An 18,031-nucleotide genomic window follows, 5' to 3' on the forward strand; every position below is an offset into this window, starting at 1 on the left:
CAGACGCTTTCTTGCTGGTTTCACGCGGATTTCCGCGCTTTCTGTCAGGGCAGTCGCACGCAGGGGGAAATACTCCCTTTTTCCCGGCAGGATTATTCCTCTTCGCCGGGCGAAAGGTGACCTGAAACAATATTTGTCTTTTAATGCTTAATGATAATAACGTCACAAAATAACAGGGGTGAGAACATGGATAAATTACTCGAACGTTTCCTGCAATATGTCACTATGGATACCCAGTCCCGGGCCGGGGTGAAGCATGTTCCCAGCACCGAAAGCCAGTGGAAGCTGTTAAACCTGCTGAAGAATCAGATGGAAGAACTGGGCATGGTTAACGTGTCGTTGAGCGAGCACGGCACGCTGACCGGGACGCTCCCGTCGAATCTGGATAAACCCGTCCCACCCATCGGATTCATTTCTCATGTCGATACCTCGCCAGATTTCACCGCCAAAAACGTGAACCCGCAAATCGTTGAAAACTACCGCGGCGGGGATATCGCGCTGGGCACCGGCGAAGAGATCCTCTCACCGGTGATGTTCCCGGTGCTGCATCAGTTGCTCGGCCATACGCTTATCACGACCGACGGCAAAACGCTGTTAGGCGCGGATGATAAAGCGGGCGTCGCGGAGATCATGACCGCCATGGCGACGCTTGTGCAGAAAAACATTCCCCACGGCGATATCCGCGTGGCCTTTACGCCGGATGAAGAAGTAGGCAAGGGCGCGAAGCATTTTGATGTCGAAGCTTTTGATGCGCGCTGGGCGTATACCATGGACGGCAGCGGTATCGGCGAGCTGGAGTATGAGAACTTCAACGCGGCGTCGGTGACGATTAAGATAGTCGGCAATAACGTGCACCCTGGCAGCGCCAAAGGCGTGATGGTGAACGCGCTGTCGCTCGCCGCGCGCATTCATGCGCTGGTGCCTGCCGAGGAAAGCCCGGAGTGCACCGAGGGCTACGAGGGTTTTTACCATCTGCACACGATGAAAGGCTCGGTGGATCGCGCCGAGATGCATTACATCATCCGCGATTTTGACCGTGAGAATTTTGAAGCGCGTAAACGCCGCATGATGGATATCGCGAAGCAGGTCGGCAAGGGGCTGCACCCGGATTGTTATATTGAGCTGGCGATTGAAGACAGCTATTACAATATGAGTGAGAAGGTGGCCGAGCATCCGCATATTATCGAGATAGCCCGCCAGGCGATTATCGATTGCGGCATTGAACCGCAGTTAAAGCCAATCCGCGGCGGGACCGATGGCGCGCAGCTGTCGTTTATGGGCCTGCCATGTCCGAATATTTTCACCGGCGGGTACAATTATCACGGTAAGCATGAGTTTGCGACGCTGGAAGGGATGGAGAAAGCGGTGCAGGTGATTGTGCGTATCGCCGAATTAACGGCGCAGCGGGAGGCGTGATCCTGCGCGTTAATTAAGCATGAAAAAGGCGGGTGCGCTGACGCTTACCCGCCCTACAGGTTTAGTTAACAGTCAGATGATGTTGTAGGGTGGATCACCCACCACACACATAAGGACGCCATTAACGTAGGGTGGGTAAGCGAAGCGCACCCACCGTCATACGCTACCGCTGCTAATCCGCGAAATACCAGTAACCGCTATTCACCAGCGCCGCCAGCAGCGCCAGGAACGACGGGTCTTCCAGCGCGTCGCCTAACATCGCCTCATTCACCACGACTTCATTGGCCAGTTGATGCAACGCCGGGCGGTGCGGCGAGTCAATCTTCTCGCCGTTTACAAATACCTCATCGCCGATACGCAGCACGCGCAGGCCGCCGAGGCGCACCAGCGTATCGCCCTGTTTCAGCGCGTCGTAAATTTCATCCGGCTGATACGGCGGCTCCGGCGGCGACACATCCAGTTCGTGACGCGACTGGGTGATAAACTCGCCAAACCACTCGTTGAAATTCGCCGGGTCGCGGATCAGATCCAGCATCATCTCGCGCAGTTTTTCGACTTCCGCCGGCACAATATCTGCCGCGCATTCGCGGGCCGGCACGTCCGGATCGCTGTAGCGCTGGCTGCCGAGCTCGCGCTGCAACACATAATCGGCGAAGCCGCTGATAAGCTCGCGGCCGCTCGGCGCGCGGAAACCGACCGAATAGTTCATCGAGTTTTCCAGCGAATAGCCTTCGTGCGGGAATCCCGGCGGAATATAGAGAATATCGCCCGGCTCCAGCTCTTCATCGATCAGCGCTTCAAACGGCGCGACCTGGAGTAGATCCGGGTGCGGGCAGTGCTGTTTCATCGGCACTTTCTCGCCCACGCGCCAGCGGCGACGGCCGACGCCCTGGATAATAAACACGTCATACTGATCGAGATGCGGGCCGACGCCGCCGCCCGGCACCGAGAAAGAGATCATCAGATCGTCAATGCGCCAGTCCGGCAGGGCGCGGAACGGGCGCATCAGCGCGGCGCTCGGCTCGTGCCAGTTATTGACCGCCTGCACCAGCAGCGACCAGTTGGTTTCGCCCAAGTGATCGTAGCTCTGGAACGGGCCGTGGCTGACTTCCCATTTACCGTCCTGATGACTGACCAGGCGGCTGTCCACCTCGTTCTCCATCGCAAGACCGGCCAGTTCGTCCGGGGAGAGCGGGTCGACAAAATTTTTAATGCCGCGCTTTAACACCACCGGGCGTTTTTGCCAGTAGCGCTCAATGAAATCGGGCCAGTTTATCTCTACGTGGTAGTCCATATTGTATTCCGCAGGCTCTGAAGTTGAGTCGGATTATAACGGACGCGCGTCACTCTGCGTGGTTGTCTGACAGGTTTTTTCGAAGCGTGGCGGAAGATTCGCCAACCGGCGGCTGCTGGCGGGCGAAAATCACCTCCATTCGGGCGCCGCCAAGCGGGCTGGTGCCGGTAAGGATCTGCCCGTTGTACTGCTCCACCACCTCGCGGGCGACCGACAGCCCGACGCCCTGGCCGGGGCGCAGGGTATCGGCCCGCTGGCCGCGATCAAACACCAGCGCGCGCTTGCTTTCCGGAATGCCCGGCCCGTCATCTTCCACCACCAGGTGCAGCGTGTCATCGGCCACCTGCGCGGTCACTTCGACGAACTCCAGACAATATTTACAGGCGTTATCAAGCACGTTGCCCATGACTTCGAGAAAATCGTTTTTCTCGCCGATAAAGACGATTTCCGGCGAGATATCGAGCGTGATACTCACGCCTTTGCGTTGATACACCTTATTCAGCGCGGAGGTGAGGTTATCCAGCAGCGAGGCCACCGGATGCAGCTCGCGGCTGAGCAGCATACTGCCGCTGCGCATACTGGCGCGGTGCAGGTAGTAGCCAATCTGCTGCGAAATACGGCTGATCTGCTCCAGCATCACCGGCTCGGCCTGCTCCACATCGGTTTTGCCGGTCCGCAGCGACCGCAGCGTGCTTTGCAGCACCGACAGCGGCGTCTTCAGGCTGTGGGTGAGATCGGTGAGCGTCGTGCGGTATTTCTCATAGCGCTCGCGCTCGCTTTTCAGTAGCCGGTTGAGATTATGCACCAGGCTTGTCAGCTCGCGGGTGGTGTAGGGGTTAAGTTGCTCGCGATGATGTTCTTCCAGCTCGCGGACTTCACGCGCCAGCGCCTCTATCGGCCGCAGGCTCCACCAGGCGGCGAGCCATAACAGCGGGATCACCAGCAGCAGATTGGCTGCGAGCACATAGATAAACCAGTTCCAGACGCTCCACGAGCTTTTCAGCTCATCAGGAATGGTGTCCACCACCACCACCGTCAACGCGGGCATGGTGGCGGTGGCCGGGTAGACGTTCACCGCCACCGAGTGCGTGGTTTCGTCATTTTTATCCGGGTCGTAATCGTTGAGCCGTTTTTGCAGGAGACGGTTCGCGCCCAGCAGCACGCGCGTATCGCTAAAACGCGTTTCCAGTTCGTGAAAGCCGTTGGCGTTGAGCCATTCCGGGCGGATAGCTTTCATCAGACGCGGCACGTCGCGCTGCGACCAGAGCAGTTTGCCTTTTTCGTTATAGATAAAGGTCAGCGTTGGGCTCTGTCTGTCGATATGATCGGGGATCTCGACGGTCAGTTTGCCGTTGTCAAAGCGGGCGAGGGTGTAGAAAAGATTGCTCTCGCCGCGCAGCAGGCGGAAGGTGGTTTTATCGAAGCTGACGCTGTATCCCACCAGCGCCACCATGCCGTAAGCGAGCGACAGCACCAGCACCACCGCCGCCGTCGCCAGCAGAAAACGAACCCGCAGCGAAAGCGGCAAAAAGTGGCGCAGCACGTTTTTTTTCATTTAGCGCAGATCGAACCGGTAGCCCTGGCCGCGCACCGTGGTGATCGCCTCGCCCGGATATTCCGCCTGAATTTTCTTGCGCAGACGGCCCATTAACACATCAATGGTGTGGCTCTCGCGCAGCTCCGCGTCCGGGTAGAGCTGGAGCATCAGCGAATCTTTGCTGACGACTTTGCCCGCGTTGCGGATAAGCGTCTCCATGATGGTGTATTCGAAGGCGGTCAGGCGGATCAGGTTGTCGTGAATGGTCACTTCGCGGCGCGAGAGATCCACCACGAACGGCGGCATGGAGATCACCTGCGAAGCCAGCCCACTGTTGCGGCGCAGCAGCGCCTGCATTCTCGCCACCACTTCTTCGATGTGAAATGGCTTGGTGACGTAGTCGTCGGCGCCCGCGCCCAGCACTTCGACTTTATCCTGCCAGCCCTCGCGGGCGGTGAGCACCAGGATGGGCAGCGTAATCTCGCTGGCGCGCCAGCGGCGGATAAGGCTCAGCCCGTCTTCGTCCGGCAGCCCCAGATCGACAATCGCCACGTCCGGCAGATGTTCATTCAGGTAATAATCGGCTTCTTTGGCATCTTCCGCCGCATCCACCTGGTGCCCAAGCTCAGAGAGCTGCACTTTCAGGTGATGTCGCAGCAAAGCGTTATCTTCGACGACCAGCACGCGCATCCGGGGTCCCCTTATCCATCAATTATATAAATAGTTTAACGCCAATTATTACTGAAAGGGCATAAACATTGGATAAACCAGCCCGGGATCGGCAGAGGTGCGGAAAAGGTGAGGGGAGAATGCAGCGCGCCACCCGAAGGTGGCGCGTGGAGGCTTATTTCAGGTCATCGACCATCTGGATGGCGCGACCGATGTAATTGGCAGGCGTCATCGCTTTCAGGCGCGTTTTTTCCTCTTCCGGCAGTTCGAGACTGTCAATGAACTGCTTCATGCCTTCGGCGTCGACGCGTTTGCCACGGGTCAGCTCTTTGAGCTTCTCATACGGCTTCTCGATGCCGTAGCGGCGCATCACGGTCTGGATCGGCTCAGCCAGCACTTCCCAGTTGTGGTCCAGCTCGTCCAGCAGGCGAGCGCGGTTCACTTCCAGCTTGCTCACGCCTTTCAGGGTTGACTGATAAGCGATAAGCGCATAACCGACGCCGACGCCCAGGTTACGCAGAACGGTGGAGTCGGTCAGGTCGCGCTGCCAGCGGGACACCGGCAGTTTGCTCGCCAGATGTTGCAGCACGGCATTCGACAGGCCCAGGTTGCCTTCGGAGTTTTCGAAGTCGATCGGGTTGACCTTGTGCGGCATGGTGGAGGAGCCGATTTCGCCAGCGATGGTTTTCTGTTTGAAGTGGTTCAGCGCAATGTAACCCCAGACGTCGCGGTCGAAGTCGATAAGGATCGTGTTAAAGCGCGCCATGCAGTCGAACAGTTCGGCGATATAGTCGTGCGGTTCAATCTGGGTGGTGTACGGGTTCCACTGGATGCCGAGCGAGGTCACAAACTCCTCGCTGAACTGGTGCCAGTCCACTTCCGGGTATGCAGCGAGGTGGGCGTTATAGTTGCCGACCGCGCCGTTGATTTTACCGAGGATCTCGACCTGCTGAAGCTGACGGAACTGGCGCTCCATGCGGTACGCAACGTTCGCCATCTCTTTGCCCATGGTCGACGGCGTGGCTGGCTGGCCGTGGGTGCGGGAGAGCAGCGGGATATCGCGGTACTGGTGCGCCAGGTCTTTGACCGCGTCGATAATTTTACGCCAGAACGGCAGGATCACCTCTTCGCGCGCGGTGGAGAGCATCAGCGCGTGGGAAAGGTTATTGATGTCCTCAGAGGTGCAGGCGAAGTGGATAAACTCGGACACCGCGTGCAGCGCCGGAACGTCTGCCACTTTTTCCTTCAGGAAATACTCAACCGCTTTGACGTCGTGGTTAGTGGTGCGCTCGATAGTCTTGATACGCGCCGCGTCTTCTTCGCTGAAGCCTGCGACAATCGCATCAAGGAAATCGTTTGCGTTTTTATCAAAAGCAGGAACTTCCTTGATCGCTGCGTGTGCGGCCAGCTTTTGCAGCCAGCGTACTTCAACCTGTACGCGGAATTTCAGCAGGCCAAATTCGCTGAAAATGGCGCGCAGCGCGCTGACTTTATCGCCGTAGCGTCCATCAACGGGGGAAACGGCGGTCAGTGAGGATAATTCCATCAGTCACTCCTGAGAGGTTAACATTGAGCAAGAATTTGTTTCGCCTGGGTGGTCAGACGATTACGGGAAAACATCAGTTGCAGACGTCCGCCGCCGACCTGCTGCCAGAGCACCGCGGCGCGGATACCGGCGAGCAGCGTGGCGCGCACTTTCGCCTGAACCTGCGGGCTTTGCAGCACGTTGGGCGAACCGTTGACCTGAATGCGCGGGCCGAGCGGGCTTATCACATCCACATAAATCCCGGCCATCGCGTTCATCAGCGTGTCGGACTCCAGCTCGAAGTGCTCAAGCTGGCGGCTTAAATCGGCGATGCGGTTGCCAAGCGTGTTCATCGCGCCTTTGCTGCCGGCAAGCTTACGTTCCAGCACCATCAGGCTCAGCGTATAGCGCGTCAGCTCAGCGCCGGGGCCCTGACGGCTGCTGGTGTTCAGCATGCCAAGCAGCGTCTCCAGGCCGATTTTCAGCCCGGCTTCGCGGCCGCCGAAAACGTCAAGCGTGGAGGCCGGGTTCTGGTCAATCACGCTGTTGAGCGAGACGCGCAGGGCCTCGCTATCACAGGTACCTTCATGCGCGAGCGCCTGAACCAGACGCGCCGACTGGCAGATGCCCGCCAGCGCAAGGGTGATGTCGTAGAAGTTCTTTGCCACACAGACTCCTTTTTATCGCGGCTGTTCATTCATGGCCGCGCAGGCGGCATCAGGCTTAAACCGGCAGCGGCAGACGCTGTTCGATAATACCGCCGCCGAGGCACACCTCGCCCAGATAAAACACGGCGGATTGCCCCGGGGTTACCGCGGCGACCGGCTCGTCAAACAGCACTTCGATGCGATCGTCATCCAGCGGACGCACGGTGCACGGAATATCCGCCTGACGGTAGCGCGTTTTCACGGTGCAGGTAAACGGCGCGGTGACCGGCTCGCGATCCACCCAGTGCAGCTGCTGCGCGATAAGTCCGACCGACATCAGGCGCGGGTGATCGTGGCCCTGGGCGACAATCAGAATATTATTTTCGACGTCTTTATCCACCACGTACCACGGCTCTTCGCCGCCGTCTTTGGTGCCGCCGATGCCGAGGCCTTTGCGCTGGCCAAGGGTATGGTACATGAGACCCTGATGCTCGCCGATGACATCGCCATCGACGGTCACGATTTTACCCGGTTGCGCAGGCAGGTAGCGGCCGAGGAATTCGCGGAATTTACGCTCGCCGATAAAGCAGATGCCGGTGGAGTCTTTTTTCTTTGCCGTCACCAGGTCTAGCTCTTCGGCGATGCGGCGCACTTCCGGCTTTTCCAGCTCGCCGACCGGGAACAGGCTTTGCGCGACCTGATCGTGGCCGAGCGTATAGAGGAAGTAGCTTTGATCTTTATTGCCGTCGAGGCCGCGCAGCAGGCGGCTTTTGCCGTTCACATCGGCGCGACGCACGTAGTGGCCGGTCGCGATGTAGTCCGCGCCGAGATCTTCCGCGGCGAATTCGAGGAAGGCTTTAAATTTGATCTCTTTGTTGCAGAGGATATCCGGGTTCGGCGTGCGTCCGGCTTTATATTCCGCCAGGAAATGCTCGAACACGTTATCCCAGTATTCCGCCGCGAAGTTAACGGTATGCAGCTCGATGCCGAGCTTATCGCACACCGCCTGGGCGTCTGCGAGGTCGGAAGCGGCCGTGCAATAATCCTCGCCGTCATCCTCTTCCCAGTTCTTCATAAAGAGACCTTCCACCTGATAGCCCTGCTGTTGCAGTAACCACGCGGAAACGGAGGAATCGACGCCGCCGGACATCCCGACGATGACTTTTTTCTGGCTGTTATCAGACATTGCACCACTCACGACTTAAAACAAAGGCGGCGTATTCTAGCACGCGCAGGCGGCGCAAACACCCCCTGAGCGCGCCGGGTTTGCCTTCGCGCGCGAAGAAAAGGGCTTAACGGCAATAATTGCGACTCGTCGGGGCTTAACAAGAGAGGCGGTAAAAGAGGGCGGGGGCGCGTCAGGCCCCCGCGGAGGGGATTCAGGCGTAGCGGTCTTCGAGACTAAACTGCTCGACGGTCTGCGCCAGCTGCTGCGCCTGCTCTTCGAGCGAGCTGGCCGCGGCCGCCATCTGCTGCACCAGCGCGGCGTTCTGCTGCGTCACGCCGTCCATTTCGTTCACGGCAATCGTCACCTGGCTGATGCCTTTCGACTGCTCATCCGAGGCGCTGACGATCTCACCGATGATGGTCTGCACGGAATGCACCGCCTGGGTCATCTCCTGCATGGTTTTCCCGGCGTCGTTCACCAGCTGCACGCCGTTAGCCACGCGCTGACCCGACTCTTCAATCAGCGCCGCAATCTCTTTCACCGCGTTGGCGCTGCGCTGCGCAAGGCTTCGAACCTCGCTTGCCACCACTGCAAAGCCGCGGCCCTGTTCGCCCGCGCGCGCCGCCTCTACCGCGGCGTTGAGCGCCAGGATATTGGTCTGGAACGCGATGCTGTTGATCATCGTGGTGATGTCGCTGATTTTCTTCGAGCTGTCGTCGATTTGCGCCATCGTCTGTACCACCTGACCGACCAGCGATTCGCCACGGCTGGCGATTTGCGTGGCGTTGGCGGTCAGCTCGGTCGCGTGATGCGCATTGGCGGCGTTATGCTTCACGGTCGCGCTGATCTGCTCCATGCTGGCGGCGGTCTGTTCCAGCGCGGCGGCCTGCTCTTCGGTGCGCGAGGAGAGATTAATGTTGCCGCTGACGATTTCACCGGCGCCCTGACGCACCGAGTTGCTCGCCTCTTTGATCTGCCCGACAATGCCGCGCAGCTGCGCCTGCATGGTGTTAAGCGCGTAGAACAGGCTGCCGCGGTCACCCGGTTTAACGTCAATCGCGTTATCGAGCTTGCCGTCTGCCACCGCCAGCGCAATGGTCGCGGCTTCCAGTGGCTCACCGCCGAGCGGCTTGAGCACTTTACGGCTAAAGACGATGCCCAGCAGCGCGCTCACCAGCAGAATGCTTACCACCATGAGAATAATGGCGTTCATCAGCTGACGATTCGCGGCGGCCATTACCTGGCTTACCGGCGCCGCAATGCCCAGATACCATTTATCCGTGCTGTTGCCGATAGTGACAGGCTGCCAGGTGACCAGCGCTTTTTCGCCAAGAATAGGATCGTCCTGCTCAACCACGTTGCTGGTGTAACCGGCGGTATCGCCAGGGAACGGTTTACTGGTCAGCTTTTTATCCGGATACGAGACGATTTTGCCTGCGGTGGAAAGCAGCATCGCATACCCGCCGCCTTCCCACGGTTTGATCTGATTGACTTTTTGCTGAAGCGACGCCAGCGAAATGTCGGAGGTCACCACGCCCTTAAGCTGGCCGTCGGAAACAATCGGCGCCGCCACCGAGGTCAGCAGCGTCGGCACGCCGTTGTAGGCGTAGCTGTAGGGTTCGATCAGCGTATCTTTCTGCGATTTCTGCGGGATCAGGTAGTAATCGCCCTGGCCCGGCGTCAGGTAGGAGAGCAGCGGATGAAACTGGTAATTGCCCGACTGGTCATGATCGACGAAGAAGGCATAACGGCCTTTCGGCGCCTGGCCGGGTTTGCCGTCGAACTCCGCATCGCGCCCGTCAAAGGCGTTTTCTTCAAAAATAACGGAAATAGAAAGGTAATCCGGATTATCGCGCAGCGCGCCTTCCAGCAGTTGATCGGCAACTTTACGGTCGGTGATGCCCGCGCGGGGCAGGGACGCCATGCTGTGGCCAAGGTTATGCGCCACATCGCGCGCGTAGTTGAGCTCCTGCTGAATTCTCAGCGCTTCGCTCTGGGCAATCTGGCGTAAATAGCTTTCCGCCAGTGATTTTTGTTCGTTGCTGGACTGCCAGCTCAGCACGCCGATGGTGACGACAAAACCCAGCGTGATGGTTAATGCGCCCGTCAGCAGCATCTGCGCGCGGGTACTCATCTTTTTATGAACGGATTGTCTGGCCATCACGGCTCCTCAGGATCAACCACGAAATAGCATTAGTGTCCCTTCGTTACGAGCCTCCTGGTCAATGCTCTATCGGCGTGGATTTGAGGTTCTTTAATGGCGAGAAAAGCGTGCGGGCTGGTGTAAAAAAAGGCGCTTTTGCCGCCGCGCAGCAGGAGCGCGCAAAGGAGGAGGGGAGAGATGGCAGAAGGTGCTGAGTGTAGCGCCAGGCGGCAGCACGTTAAGCTGCCGTTAAAAGTTTCGCTACGAAACAAATAGTGCGGCGCGGTTAACGCCGGGGCCAGTTGAACGCGCCGATAAGCGAGAGAGGATAACGCTCGCCGCGCTGCCAGGTGCGGATGCTTTCGGCCACCAGCGGGGAGCGGAGGTTGGTTGCCGAGAGGATTTCGTCGGCGCTCACCCAGCGGCAGAGATCGATATCGCTGTCGTGCGGCTCGGTCGGTAGCGGCGCGTCGAGCTCAATGCTGAACAGGAAGCGCAAAAACGGCGTGTTGTCGGGCGCCAGCCACTGATGCAGGCGCAGAAAATGCTGCGGCTCGGCGCGGATGCCGGTCTCTTCCCACAGTTCGCGGCGGGCGGCTTCCAGCAGCGTTTCGTCGGCTTCGAGATGACCGGCGGGCTGATTCCACAGCGCTTTGCCGTTAATGGTCTCTTCCACGACCAGAAATTTGCCCTGCGCGTGAACCACGCAGGCGACGGTGACATGGGGTTTGAACATCCGGTTCTCCTTATTTGAGCGGGACTTCTCGCCACTGGCCGCAGGCCAGTGCGTCAAGAGTATAGTCGCCCGTCGCGTAACGAATCAGCCGAAGCGTCGGGAAACCCACATGCGCCGTCATCCGCCGCACCTGGCGGTTACGCCCCTCATAAAGGGTTATCTTAAGCCAGCTGGTGGGGATGGATTTACGCTCGCGGATGGGCGGATTGCGCGGCCACAGCCAGGCGGGCTCCGCAACGCGCTCCACGCCCGCCGGGAGCGTCGGCCCGTCGTTCAGCGTCACGCCGGTGCGTAATTGCGCCAGCGCTTCGTCCGTCGGCTCGCCTTCCACCTGCACAAAATAGACTTTCCCGGTGCGTTTGCCGGGCTGGGTTAATTTAGCCTGCAACGCGCCGTCGTTGGTCAGCACCAGCAGCCCTTCGCTGTCGCGATCGAGGCGGCCTGCGGCATAGACGTCCGCTACCGGGATGAAATCCTTCAGCGTCTGGCGGCCTGCCTCGTCGGTAAACTGCGGCAGCACATCATAAGGTTTATTAAAGAGGATCAGCCGTTTCGGGCCTTCGGGTTTGCGGCGCTTAGCGGAATGTTGTGAGCTGAATCGCTCAAGCCGGTGATTTCTAAAAGAAGTTTTCTTCATACTATTTTCAGGCTTTATCAATTGCCGCATTATACCCTATTCATAAGGGCGTGGCATGGGGCAGAACATTAAGGTAGTATTATCACGCCTATTACAAATCATTAACAAAATGAGTCACAACCAGAAGCGCTCGAAGGAGAGGTGAATGGAAAGCAAAGTAGTAGTTCCGGCGGAAGGTGAAAAGATCACAGCGCAAAACGGCAAGCTGAATGTCCCCCACAACCCGATCATCCCGTTCATTGAAGGCGACGGTATCGGCGTGGACGTGACGCCGGCGATGCTGAAAGTGGTCGACGCCGCGGTTGAGAAAGCCTACAAAGGCGAGCGTAAAATTTCCTGGATGGAAATTTACACCGGTGAGAAATCTACCCAGCTTTACGGCCAGGATGTCTGGCTGCCCCAGGAAACCCTGGATCTGATTCGTGAATATCGCGTTGCCATCAAAGGCCCGCTGACCACGCCGGTTGGCGGCGGTATTCGCTCCCTTAACGTTGCCCTGCGTCAGGAGCTGGACCTTTACGTCTGCCTGCGCCCGGTACGTTACTACCAGGGCACCCCGAGCCCGGTTAAACACCCGGAACTGACCGACATGGTTATCTTCCGTGAAAACTCCGAAGACATCTACGCGGGTATCGAGTGGAAAGCCGACTCCGCTGACGCTGAGAAAGTGATCAAATTCCTGCGCGAAGAGATGGGCGTGAAGAAAATCCGCTTCCCGGAACATTGCGGCATCGGCATCAAGCCGTGTTCTGAAGAAGGCACCAAACGCCTGGTGCGCGCGGCGATTGAATACGCCATCACCAACGATCGCGAATCCGTGACGCTGGTGCACAAAGGCAACATCATGAAATTCACCGAAGGCGCTTTCAAAGACTGGGGCTACCAGCTGGCGAAAGAAGAGTTCGGCGGCGAGTTGATTGACGGCGGCCCGTGGATGAAGATCAAGAACCCGAACACCGGTAAAGAAATCATCGTCAAAGATGTGATCGCCGACGCCTTCCTGCAGCAGATCCTGCTGCGCCCGGCGGAATATGACGTTATCGCCTGTATGAACCTGAACGGCGACTACATTTCTGACGCCCTGGCAGCCCAGGTCGGCGGCATCGGCATCGCGCCGGGCGCGAACATCGGCGACGAGTGCGCGCTGTTCGAAGCGACCCACGGCACCGCGCCGAAATACGCAGGCCAGGACAAAGTGAACCCGGGCTCTATCATTCTCTCTGCTGAGATGATGCTGCGTCATATGGAATGGTTCGAAGCGGCTGACCTGATTGTTAAAGGTATGGAAGGCGCTATCAACAACAAGACCGTGACCTATGACTTCGAACGTCTGATGGAAGGCGCTAAGCTGCTGAAATGCTCAGAGTTTGGCGACGCGATTATCGCAAACATGTAATATTCTCTACACAACAAAAAGCCAATATATCTGTTAAATTTATGTTGGCTTTTCTTTTCTCTTATCCTTTCCCCAAAACTTCCCCAAAACCCCTCCCCAAAACTGGCTATAAAACCCACTGTTCATACGGCCACGACCACCCAGTCTTTTCCCCGATCATCATGATATTTTGCCGTCTGCTGAGGTGATTTGTGACCAAGTAATTTTTGCGTATCGATACCCTGAGCTTTGTATAGTCTTTCTGATAACGAACGTTGTTCATGAAATGTTGGGGCCTTGCCATCAGGCCACGAAAGCCCGGAGCGGTTTCTGGCTTTTTTGAACGTGGTCGTTATCGAACTGGCTGTAACTTTGTCACCTCTTGTTGCCTTTGATGTGCTGTGCCGGAAATGTACCAGGTATTTACTGACCACAGCATCACGGCATTTAGCTACAACCTCGCGCAGAGAAATGTCCAGCGCCTCACAGCGAAGGGATAATGGCAACGCCACTTTAGCTCCGGTTTTCTCATGCTTGATGTGCAGCATGTCATCCCAAATGTCAGAGAATTTCATCCGGGAAATGTCACCAATGCGCTGTCCAGTTACGACAGCCAGTAGCATTGCGCATTGAAGGTAGGGGGGGTGATGTTCAGCCGCGGCGTAAATCGCTTTCCACTCTTCCAGGGAAAGGCGTTCACGCATAACCCGATTGCGCGGTTGACGTGTGGCCTGCGCTGGGTTGTAGCCCGGGGGAACATGTCCGGCGTGTTGCGCTTCTTTGAACACGTCGATCAGTGTTGTCCTGACAACTTGTGCCATGCGGTTGTATCCCTGGGCCTTTACTGCGTCAACGATTTCCGCTATTTCCAGTGTGGTGACATCTTTCAAATACATCATTCCTGAATGCTGGCGTAGCAGTTCAACAGGCTTTTTCTTTTGTTTTACTGAATTAATTTTAATATCGCCTGATTCAAGCCTCTCCTGCTGAATAGCAAGATAACGATCCAGCCAAGTGGTAACAGTTATAAATTCTCTGGATTCCCTCATACGGGCGATTTTTTCGTTAACGCTAAGGATCTGCCGGGTTCTCTGCTCGGCAATGATGCTGTTGGCTTCACTGGCAACCTGTTTCGCTTCTTCGGCATTGGTGCCGAGGCTGTGAAACTTACCCGTTACAGGGTGTTTATATTGCCAGTACACGCGGCCTGTGCGCTTATCCAGTTTAGAGTACAGATTAGGGATAGTAATTTTATGAATTCGTGGTCTGGCAGCCATCTTCAATAATCCTTCTCAGCTTCGGGTTTGCTGTCGGGGTGATTTTGGACTCAGCTAACATGCCGATAAATCGGGCTTCACGATCGATCATCCACTCTTTGCCAACTTTTATGGCAGGTGGTGCCATCATGTGGCCTTTGGCATATTTTTTTAATGTGCGAAGGCTGGGGGCCAAATTTCCAAACTCCTCTTTTGCCCATACTTCTAAGCTCACCATTCGGGCCATATTGATACCTCACATGACCGGTTAGTATTGTAAGTTACTGACCGGATTAAAACTGATTACCGAAAATCACTCTGTCTAATCTGGGGAGTATTCAACATTGAGGCCATTTCTGGCCTCTCCCTTAACGTACCTGCAATGTTTCTTCTCCTGTTTCAAGATGGGCACCGCGAACCACTTCACCTGCTTCCAGTGCCTGCTTTATCTTTTTCTTGTCCGGTGACACGGTAGTCACCACGTCCACCAGGTCGTCCGGAAGCAGTGACTCATCATCAATGACCACTGATACCGTGCCCTGGCGAACCGTCAGCGTGTTCAGGTCTGTTTTAAAGGTTTTGTATCCGCCCGCCTGAAGGGTGCGAAGCAGATAGGCCTTAAGGTTTTTCGCCTTGTTCTGGAATACACGTTTGCGTTCGGTCAGCCGCTTAACTTCTTCATCAAGCGTTCTTGTCTGCCCTTCGATGTTACGGATCAGGCTGAGAATGCCGTCGAACTTGTCACCCAGCGTCAGCGCTTCAGCTTCCAGCGTGTCGGCGATGTCTTCCGGGGAAAACTCCCCGGCCTCGACCATGTCCTGGAGCTTTTTCATCCCCGCTGCGATGGCGATCGCTGATGTACTCATGCGCTTTGCTCCTCTTTGCCGGTGAGCGCGGCCATGCGCTGGTCTTTAATCTGCGTCAGACGGCGGAGGCGACCGCCGAGGTATTTCGCATACTCCGCATCGCCTTTCGAGTCAGCTGCTTTCCGGTGCACGTCCACTTCGCGGGCGAGGGTGTCGTACACTTTTTTCAGCTCACTGGTGCTGACAGCGCTGCTCAGCGTATCGGCCACGCGGGTTAACCTTTCGTCCAGCTCCCGGCGCAGGCGTGCGGCATCCTCTGCATTTTCACTGGCGTTTATCAGGTCAAATTCAGCTTTGTTCCGGCTGCGGTATTCAGCATTGTCGTAAAGGCCCATGAAGATGTCGGCGCAGAAGCCGAGCGATGAGAGGGCTTTCTTGGTGGCGTCCGTCAGGGATTTCTTCGGCGCTTCACCGTCGCTGACCACCCCGTATTTGCTGTTGGTGATATACGGCGTGCAGCCATAGGCCACTTCCTGCCCTCGCTGGCCGTTGCGGATGTACCACAGGCGGATTTTGATCACATGGTGTTTTTCAGTCAGAAAATTGCCGTTCCCGTCAGTGATGAGTTCCTGGCTGTCACCGTTTTTGCGGGTGAGCGGGGCACCGTCATCAAAACGTTCCTCCAGAATATCGACGCCCCAGCCGATCCCTTTGGGCCCGAATTCGCGGGTGGCTATCATGGTCATGTAAGTACCGTTGATGGAGGTTCCGCCGCCGTTCACCGCAAATGCGCGGGTAAAGCGTTCGTCGGTTTTGAAAACGTTTTTCCAGAGCGCCAGATTTTCCTGCTCGCTCTCCGGCCGTTCGCTCAGGCTTTTATGTACGTCACTGACGCTGGCAGCTGGTTGCGCTTCCTGTCGCTGATTTTCTTCCGCGTCACCCTCACCATTTTCCGTTTTTTCGACTTCATTTGAGGTGTTTTGATGTCCGGGCGTCCATTTCAGATCGTTTGGGTCGCTGATACCTTCAACAAATTCCCCGCGCCCGGCTGCGAGTAGCTTGTCCGTATCGACCGCATCTTTTGAACGGAGGTTTTCCCGTGCTTCATGTAACTCGTTCAGATTTTTATGATAATACAGCACCGCTGGAGCAGGCTGGTTACCTTCCTGCTTTGTATTTTCGTCATGCTCATTTTCATATTTTTTAAAGCCGCACTGCGGTAACGGTGAGGATGAACGACCACAGGCGATATCCACAATAAGCTGGTCGGGGTGTGCATGGTCGGTTTCATTCAGCACCCTGTTGAGGTATTCAGTAACCCGTGCCGGGATAGCCTCAAGACCGACAGTGGCCTCTTTCACTGACGCCACAACGATAGCCCGCGAATAATCCAGCCCGCCGGGCATAGCGATGAATGCATCGCGGAATGCAGAGAAGGGCGGTTTGTTTTCGGCGACAATTTCGCTCACGCGCTTAACGTGTGCGGGGTGAGGATTGTAGATATCAATATCCATCGAACGGGCCAGCACGCCGGTAGCCACGTCCCGCTCCAGCGATGCCTGGTCATGGACAAAGCCTTCTCCACGGTCGGTCAGAATTCCTCCTCCAGCGTTCGCGCCGGATTGGGTGCGACGGATGCCTGTAACGCGGTTTTCTTTTCCCCATTCTTTGGCGAGCAGACCGCGATCAGGGTGGCGGGTTTCGTTCCAGATAACTGCAAAATTGCGGTAATCAACCGGGTCGGCTTTTTTGTCGTCCGGGAATGCGGTTTTGATATTTCCGCTCAGACGGAGCATTGCGCCGTTATCCAGCTTGTCCAGAAATTCCAGACCGCGCAGGCCGGAAATGAGGTTCTGAATCTGGCTGTTATCCATATCCATTTCCAGCGCGATGGCCTGTTTGCGCTGCGCCTGTGTGGCGTGGTGGAGATATTTCGTATCTTCTGTGGCAAAAAGATAAATGTGCAGGAAGCGCTGTATAGTCGCCAGTCGGATAACCTGAGCTTCGCATTCGGGGTATTCCTCGCCCTCTGCTGCATCACGAGTTTCTGTGGTTTCCGGCGCGGCGGATTCTGCCTGTGGCTGATGGTGTACATCCGCCGGAATGGCACCGGGCTTCAGCTCCCACGTCATATTGTCTTCGCCGAGCTCGTAACGGTCACACCACGTAAAATTGACTTCCCCCTCTTCGGGCAGGTCGTCAACGACCGGGAAATGTGTTGCTACAGCTTTAAAATAGCTGCTCAGCTTATTCCCGGATTTGATGAGGAGATAATCCAGCGTGGCGTTTGCGCTTTCGAAATCATCAGAGCACCAGAAAACGGCATCAGGTAAACCAGAAGATTTTTTTGCTTTGCGGATCAGGAAAATGGGTTTGTTGCTCATTATTCTCTCCTTAGCTCCATATTTATTTTTGTCTGATTCAAGGCAAGAACTTCGGCGGCATACCGGATAAAAGCGCCGGCCTGTTCCTGAAAATTCACATCGTCGAATGCGGCCTTAATTGCGGCCGCATCGGCCTGCGTGTGACTGAGTAATTCATGAAGGTGGTGAAACTTAATCTGCCTGTCGTATAAGTCGGCCAGCTCCGCCTCTTCCTTTTCCCGTGCGACGTGTGAGTAGTGCTCCTGCCATGCAGTCTCTTCAGTGCGGTCATGCATGTGGTAAGGATTCATAACTCCTCCTGCAAAAGGGCGTAAAATCTCCGGCGCTCTACTGGTAGCAAACTACGATGGGTTATTGAGTCTCAGTGAACAGCCTCGCTGTAACTGAAAATTTCTTCACTGTTCATGACGGGAATACCGGCCTTTTTCTCCGCGAACA

General features: G+C 56.5%; 16 protein-coding genes. 2 read left to right on the forward strand and 14 right to left on the reverse strand.

Annotated features, from left to right (window positions below):
• Positions 1-186: 186 nt before the first annotated feature.
• The gene (pepT, locus tag AACV31_RS23070) at positions 187-1,416 is read left to right on the forward strand and encodes a peptidase T (protein WP_075199077.1); all 1,230 of its coding nucleotides are present in this window, start codon (positions 187-189) and stop codon (positions 1,414-1,416) included.
• A 172-nt stretch (positions 1,417-1,588) separates the two neighbouring features.
• Here the strand turns inward: pepT and AACV31_RS23075 are convergent, their stop codons facing one another.
• The 9 genes from AACV31_RS23075 to rluE form a co-directional block, all read right to left on the reverse strand.
• Positions 1,589-2,710: a ribosomal protein uL16 3-hydroxylase gene (locus tag AACV31_RS23075; protein WP_165156130.1), complete on the reverse strand. Its 1,122-nt coding sequence runs from the start codon at positions 2,708-2,710 to the stop codon at positions 1,589-1,591.
• Positions 2,711-2,759: 49 nt separating this feature from the next.
• Complete coding sequence (gene phoQ / locus AACV31_RS23080) at positions 2,760-4,265, reverse strand: two-component system sensor histidine kinase PhoQ (RefSeq protein ID WP_007769542.1); 1,506 nt, start codon at positions 4,263-4,265, stop codon at positions 2,760-2,762.
• On the reverse strand, positions 4,266-4,937 hold the full coding sequence (gene phoP / locus AACV31_RS23085) for a two-component system response regulator PhoP (RefSeq protein ID WP_015740880.1): 672 nt from the start codon (positions 4,935-4,937) through the stop codon (positions 4,266-4,268).
• 154 nt (positions 4,938-5,091) lie between these two features.
• Positions 5,092-6,462: an adenylosuccinate lyase gene (gene purB, locus AACV31_RS23090; protein WP_007769547.1), complete on the reverse strand. Its 1,371-nt coding sequence runs from the start codon at positions 6,460-6,462 to the stop codon at positions 5,092-5,094.
• 17 nt (positions 6,463-6,479) lie between these two features.
• The gene (gene hflD / locus AACV31_RS23095; protein WP_105596595.1) at positions 6,480-7,109 is read right to left on the reverse strand and encodes a high frequency lysogenization protein HflD; all 630 of its coding nucleotides are present in this window, start codon (positions 7,107-7,109) and stop codon (positions 6,480-6,482) included.
• Between the two features lie 55 nt (positions 7,110-7,164).
• Positions 7,165-8,274, reverse strand: coding sequence for a tRNA 2-thiouridine(34) synthase MnmA (gene mnmA / locus AACV31_RS23100; RefSeq protein ID WP_015740882.1), 1,110 nt, complete (start codon positions 8,272-8,274; stop codon positions 7,165-7,167).
• Between the two features lie 193 nt (positions 8,275-8,467).
• Entirely contained in the window at positions 8,468-10,417 is a 1,950-nt protein-coding gene (locus tag AACV31_RS23105) for a methyl-accepting chemotaxis protein (protein ID WP_161588982.1), read from the reverse strand.
• 268 nt (positions 10,418-10,685) lie between these two features.
• Positions 10,686-11,135, reverse strand: a complete 450-nt coding sequence (locus AACV31_RS23110; RefSeq protein WP_075199072.1) for an NUDIX hydrolase — start codon at positions 11,133-11,135, stop codon at positions 10,686-10,688.
• A 10-nt stretch (positions 11,136-11,145) separates the two neighbouring features.
• On the reverse strand, positions 11,146-11,802 hold the full coding sequence (gene rluE / locus AACV31_RS23115; RefSeq protein WP_007769570.1) for a 23S rRNA pseudouridine(2457) synthase RluE: 657 nt from the start codon (positions 11,800-11,802) through the stop codon (positions 11,146-11,148).
• Positions 11,803-11,917: 115 nt separating this feature from the next.
• On the opposite strand from rluE, the gene icd reads away from it, so the two are divergent.
• The gene (icd, locus tag AACV31_RS23120) at positions 11,918-13,168 is read left to right on the forward strand and encodes an NADP-dependent isocitrate dehydrogenase (protein WP_015740885.1); all 1,251 of its coding nucleotides are present in this window, start codon (positions 11,918-11,920) and stop codon (positions 13,166-13,168) included.
• A gap of 122 nt (positions 13,169-13,290) precedes the next feature.
• On the opposite strand, the gene AACV31_RS23125 is transcribed toward icd, so the two are convergent.
• The 5 genes from AACV31_RS23125 to AACV31_RS23145 all read right to left on the reverse strand — a co-directional run bounded on the left by AACV31_RS23125 (position 13,291) and on the right by AACV31_RS23145 (position 17,883).
• Positions 13,291-14,424: a site-specific integrase gene (locus tag AACV31_RS23125; RefSeq protein ID WP_165156128.1), complete on the reverse strand. Its 1,134-nt coding sequence runs from the start codon at positions 14,422-14,424 to the stop codon at positions 13,291-13,293.
• The gene (locus AACV31_RS23130) at positions 14,399-14,650 is read right to left on the reverse strand and encodes an excisionase (RefSeq protein ID WP_165156126.1); all 252 of its coding nucleotides are present in this window, start codon (positions 14,648-14,650) and stop codon (positions 14,399-14,401) included. The genes AACV31_RS23125 and AACV31_RS23130 overlap by 26 nt, the downstream gene beginning before the upstream one ends.
• A gap of 121 nt (positions 14,651-14,771) precedes the next feature.
• The gene (locus AACV31_RS23135; RefSeq protein ID WP_165156124.1) at positions 14,772-15,269 is read right to left on the reverse strand and encodes a siphovirus Gp157 family protein; all 498 of its coding nucleotides are present in this window, start codon (positions 15,267-15,269) and stop codon (positions 14,772-14,774) included.
• Positions 15,266-17,593 (reverse strand): RecE family exodeoxyribonuclease, encoded by a 2,328-nt coding sequence (locus AACV31_RS23140; protein WP_165156122.1) that lies wholly within the window; start codon positions 17,591-17,593, stop codon positions 15,266-15,268. Before AACV31_RS23140 ends, AACV31_RS23135 begins: the two co-directional genes overlap by 4 nt.
• Positions 17,593-17,883, reverse strand: coding sequence for a host-nuclease inhibitor Gam family protein (locus tag AACV31_RS23145; RefSeq protein ID WP_166337099.1), 291 nt, complete (start codon positions 17,881-17,883; stop codon positions 17,593-17,595). Before AACV31_RS23145 ends, AACV31_RS23140 begins: the two co-directional genes overlap by 1 nt.
• Positions 17,884-18,031 lie beyond the last annotated feature (148 nt).

The sequence above is a fragment of the Cronobacter sp. EKM101R genome, from assembly GCF_963888145.1.
Lineage (GTDB): Bacteria > Pseudomonadota > Gammaproteobacteria > Enterobacterales > Enterobacteriaceae > Cronobacter > Cronobacter turicensis.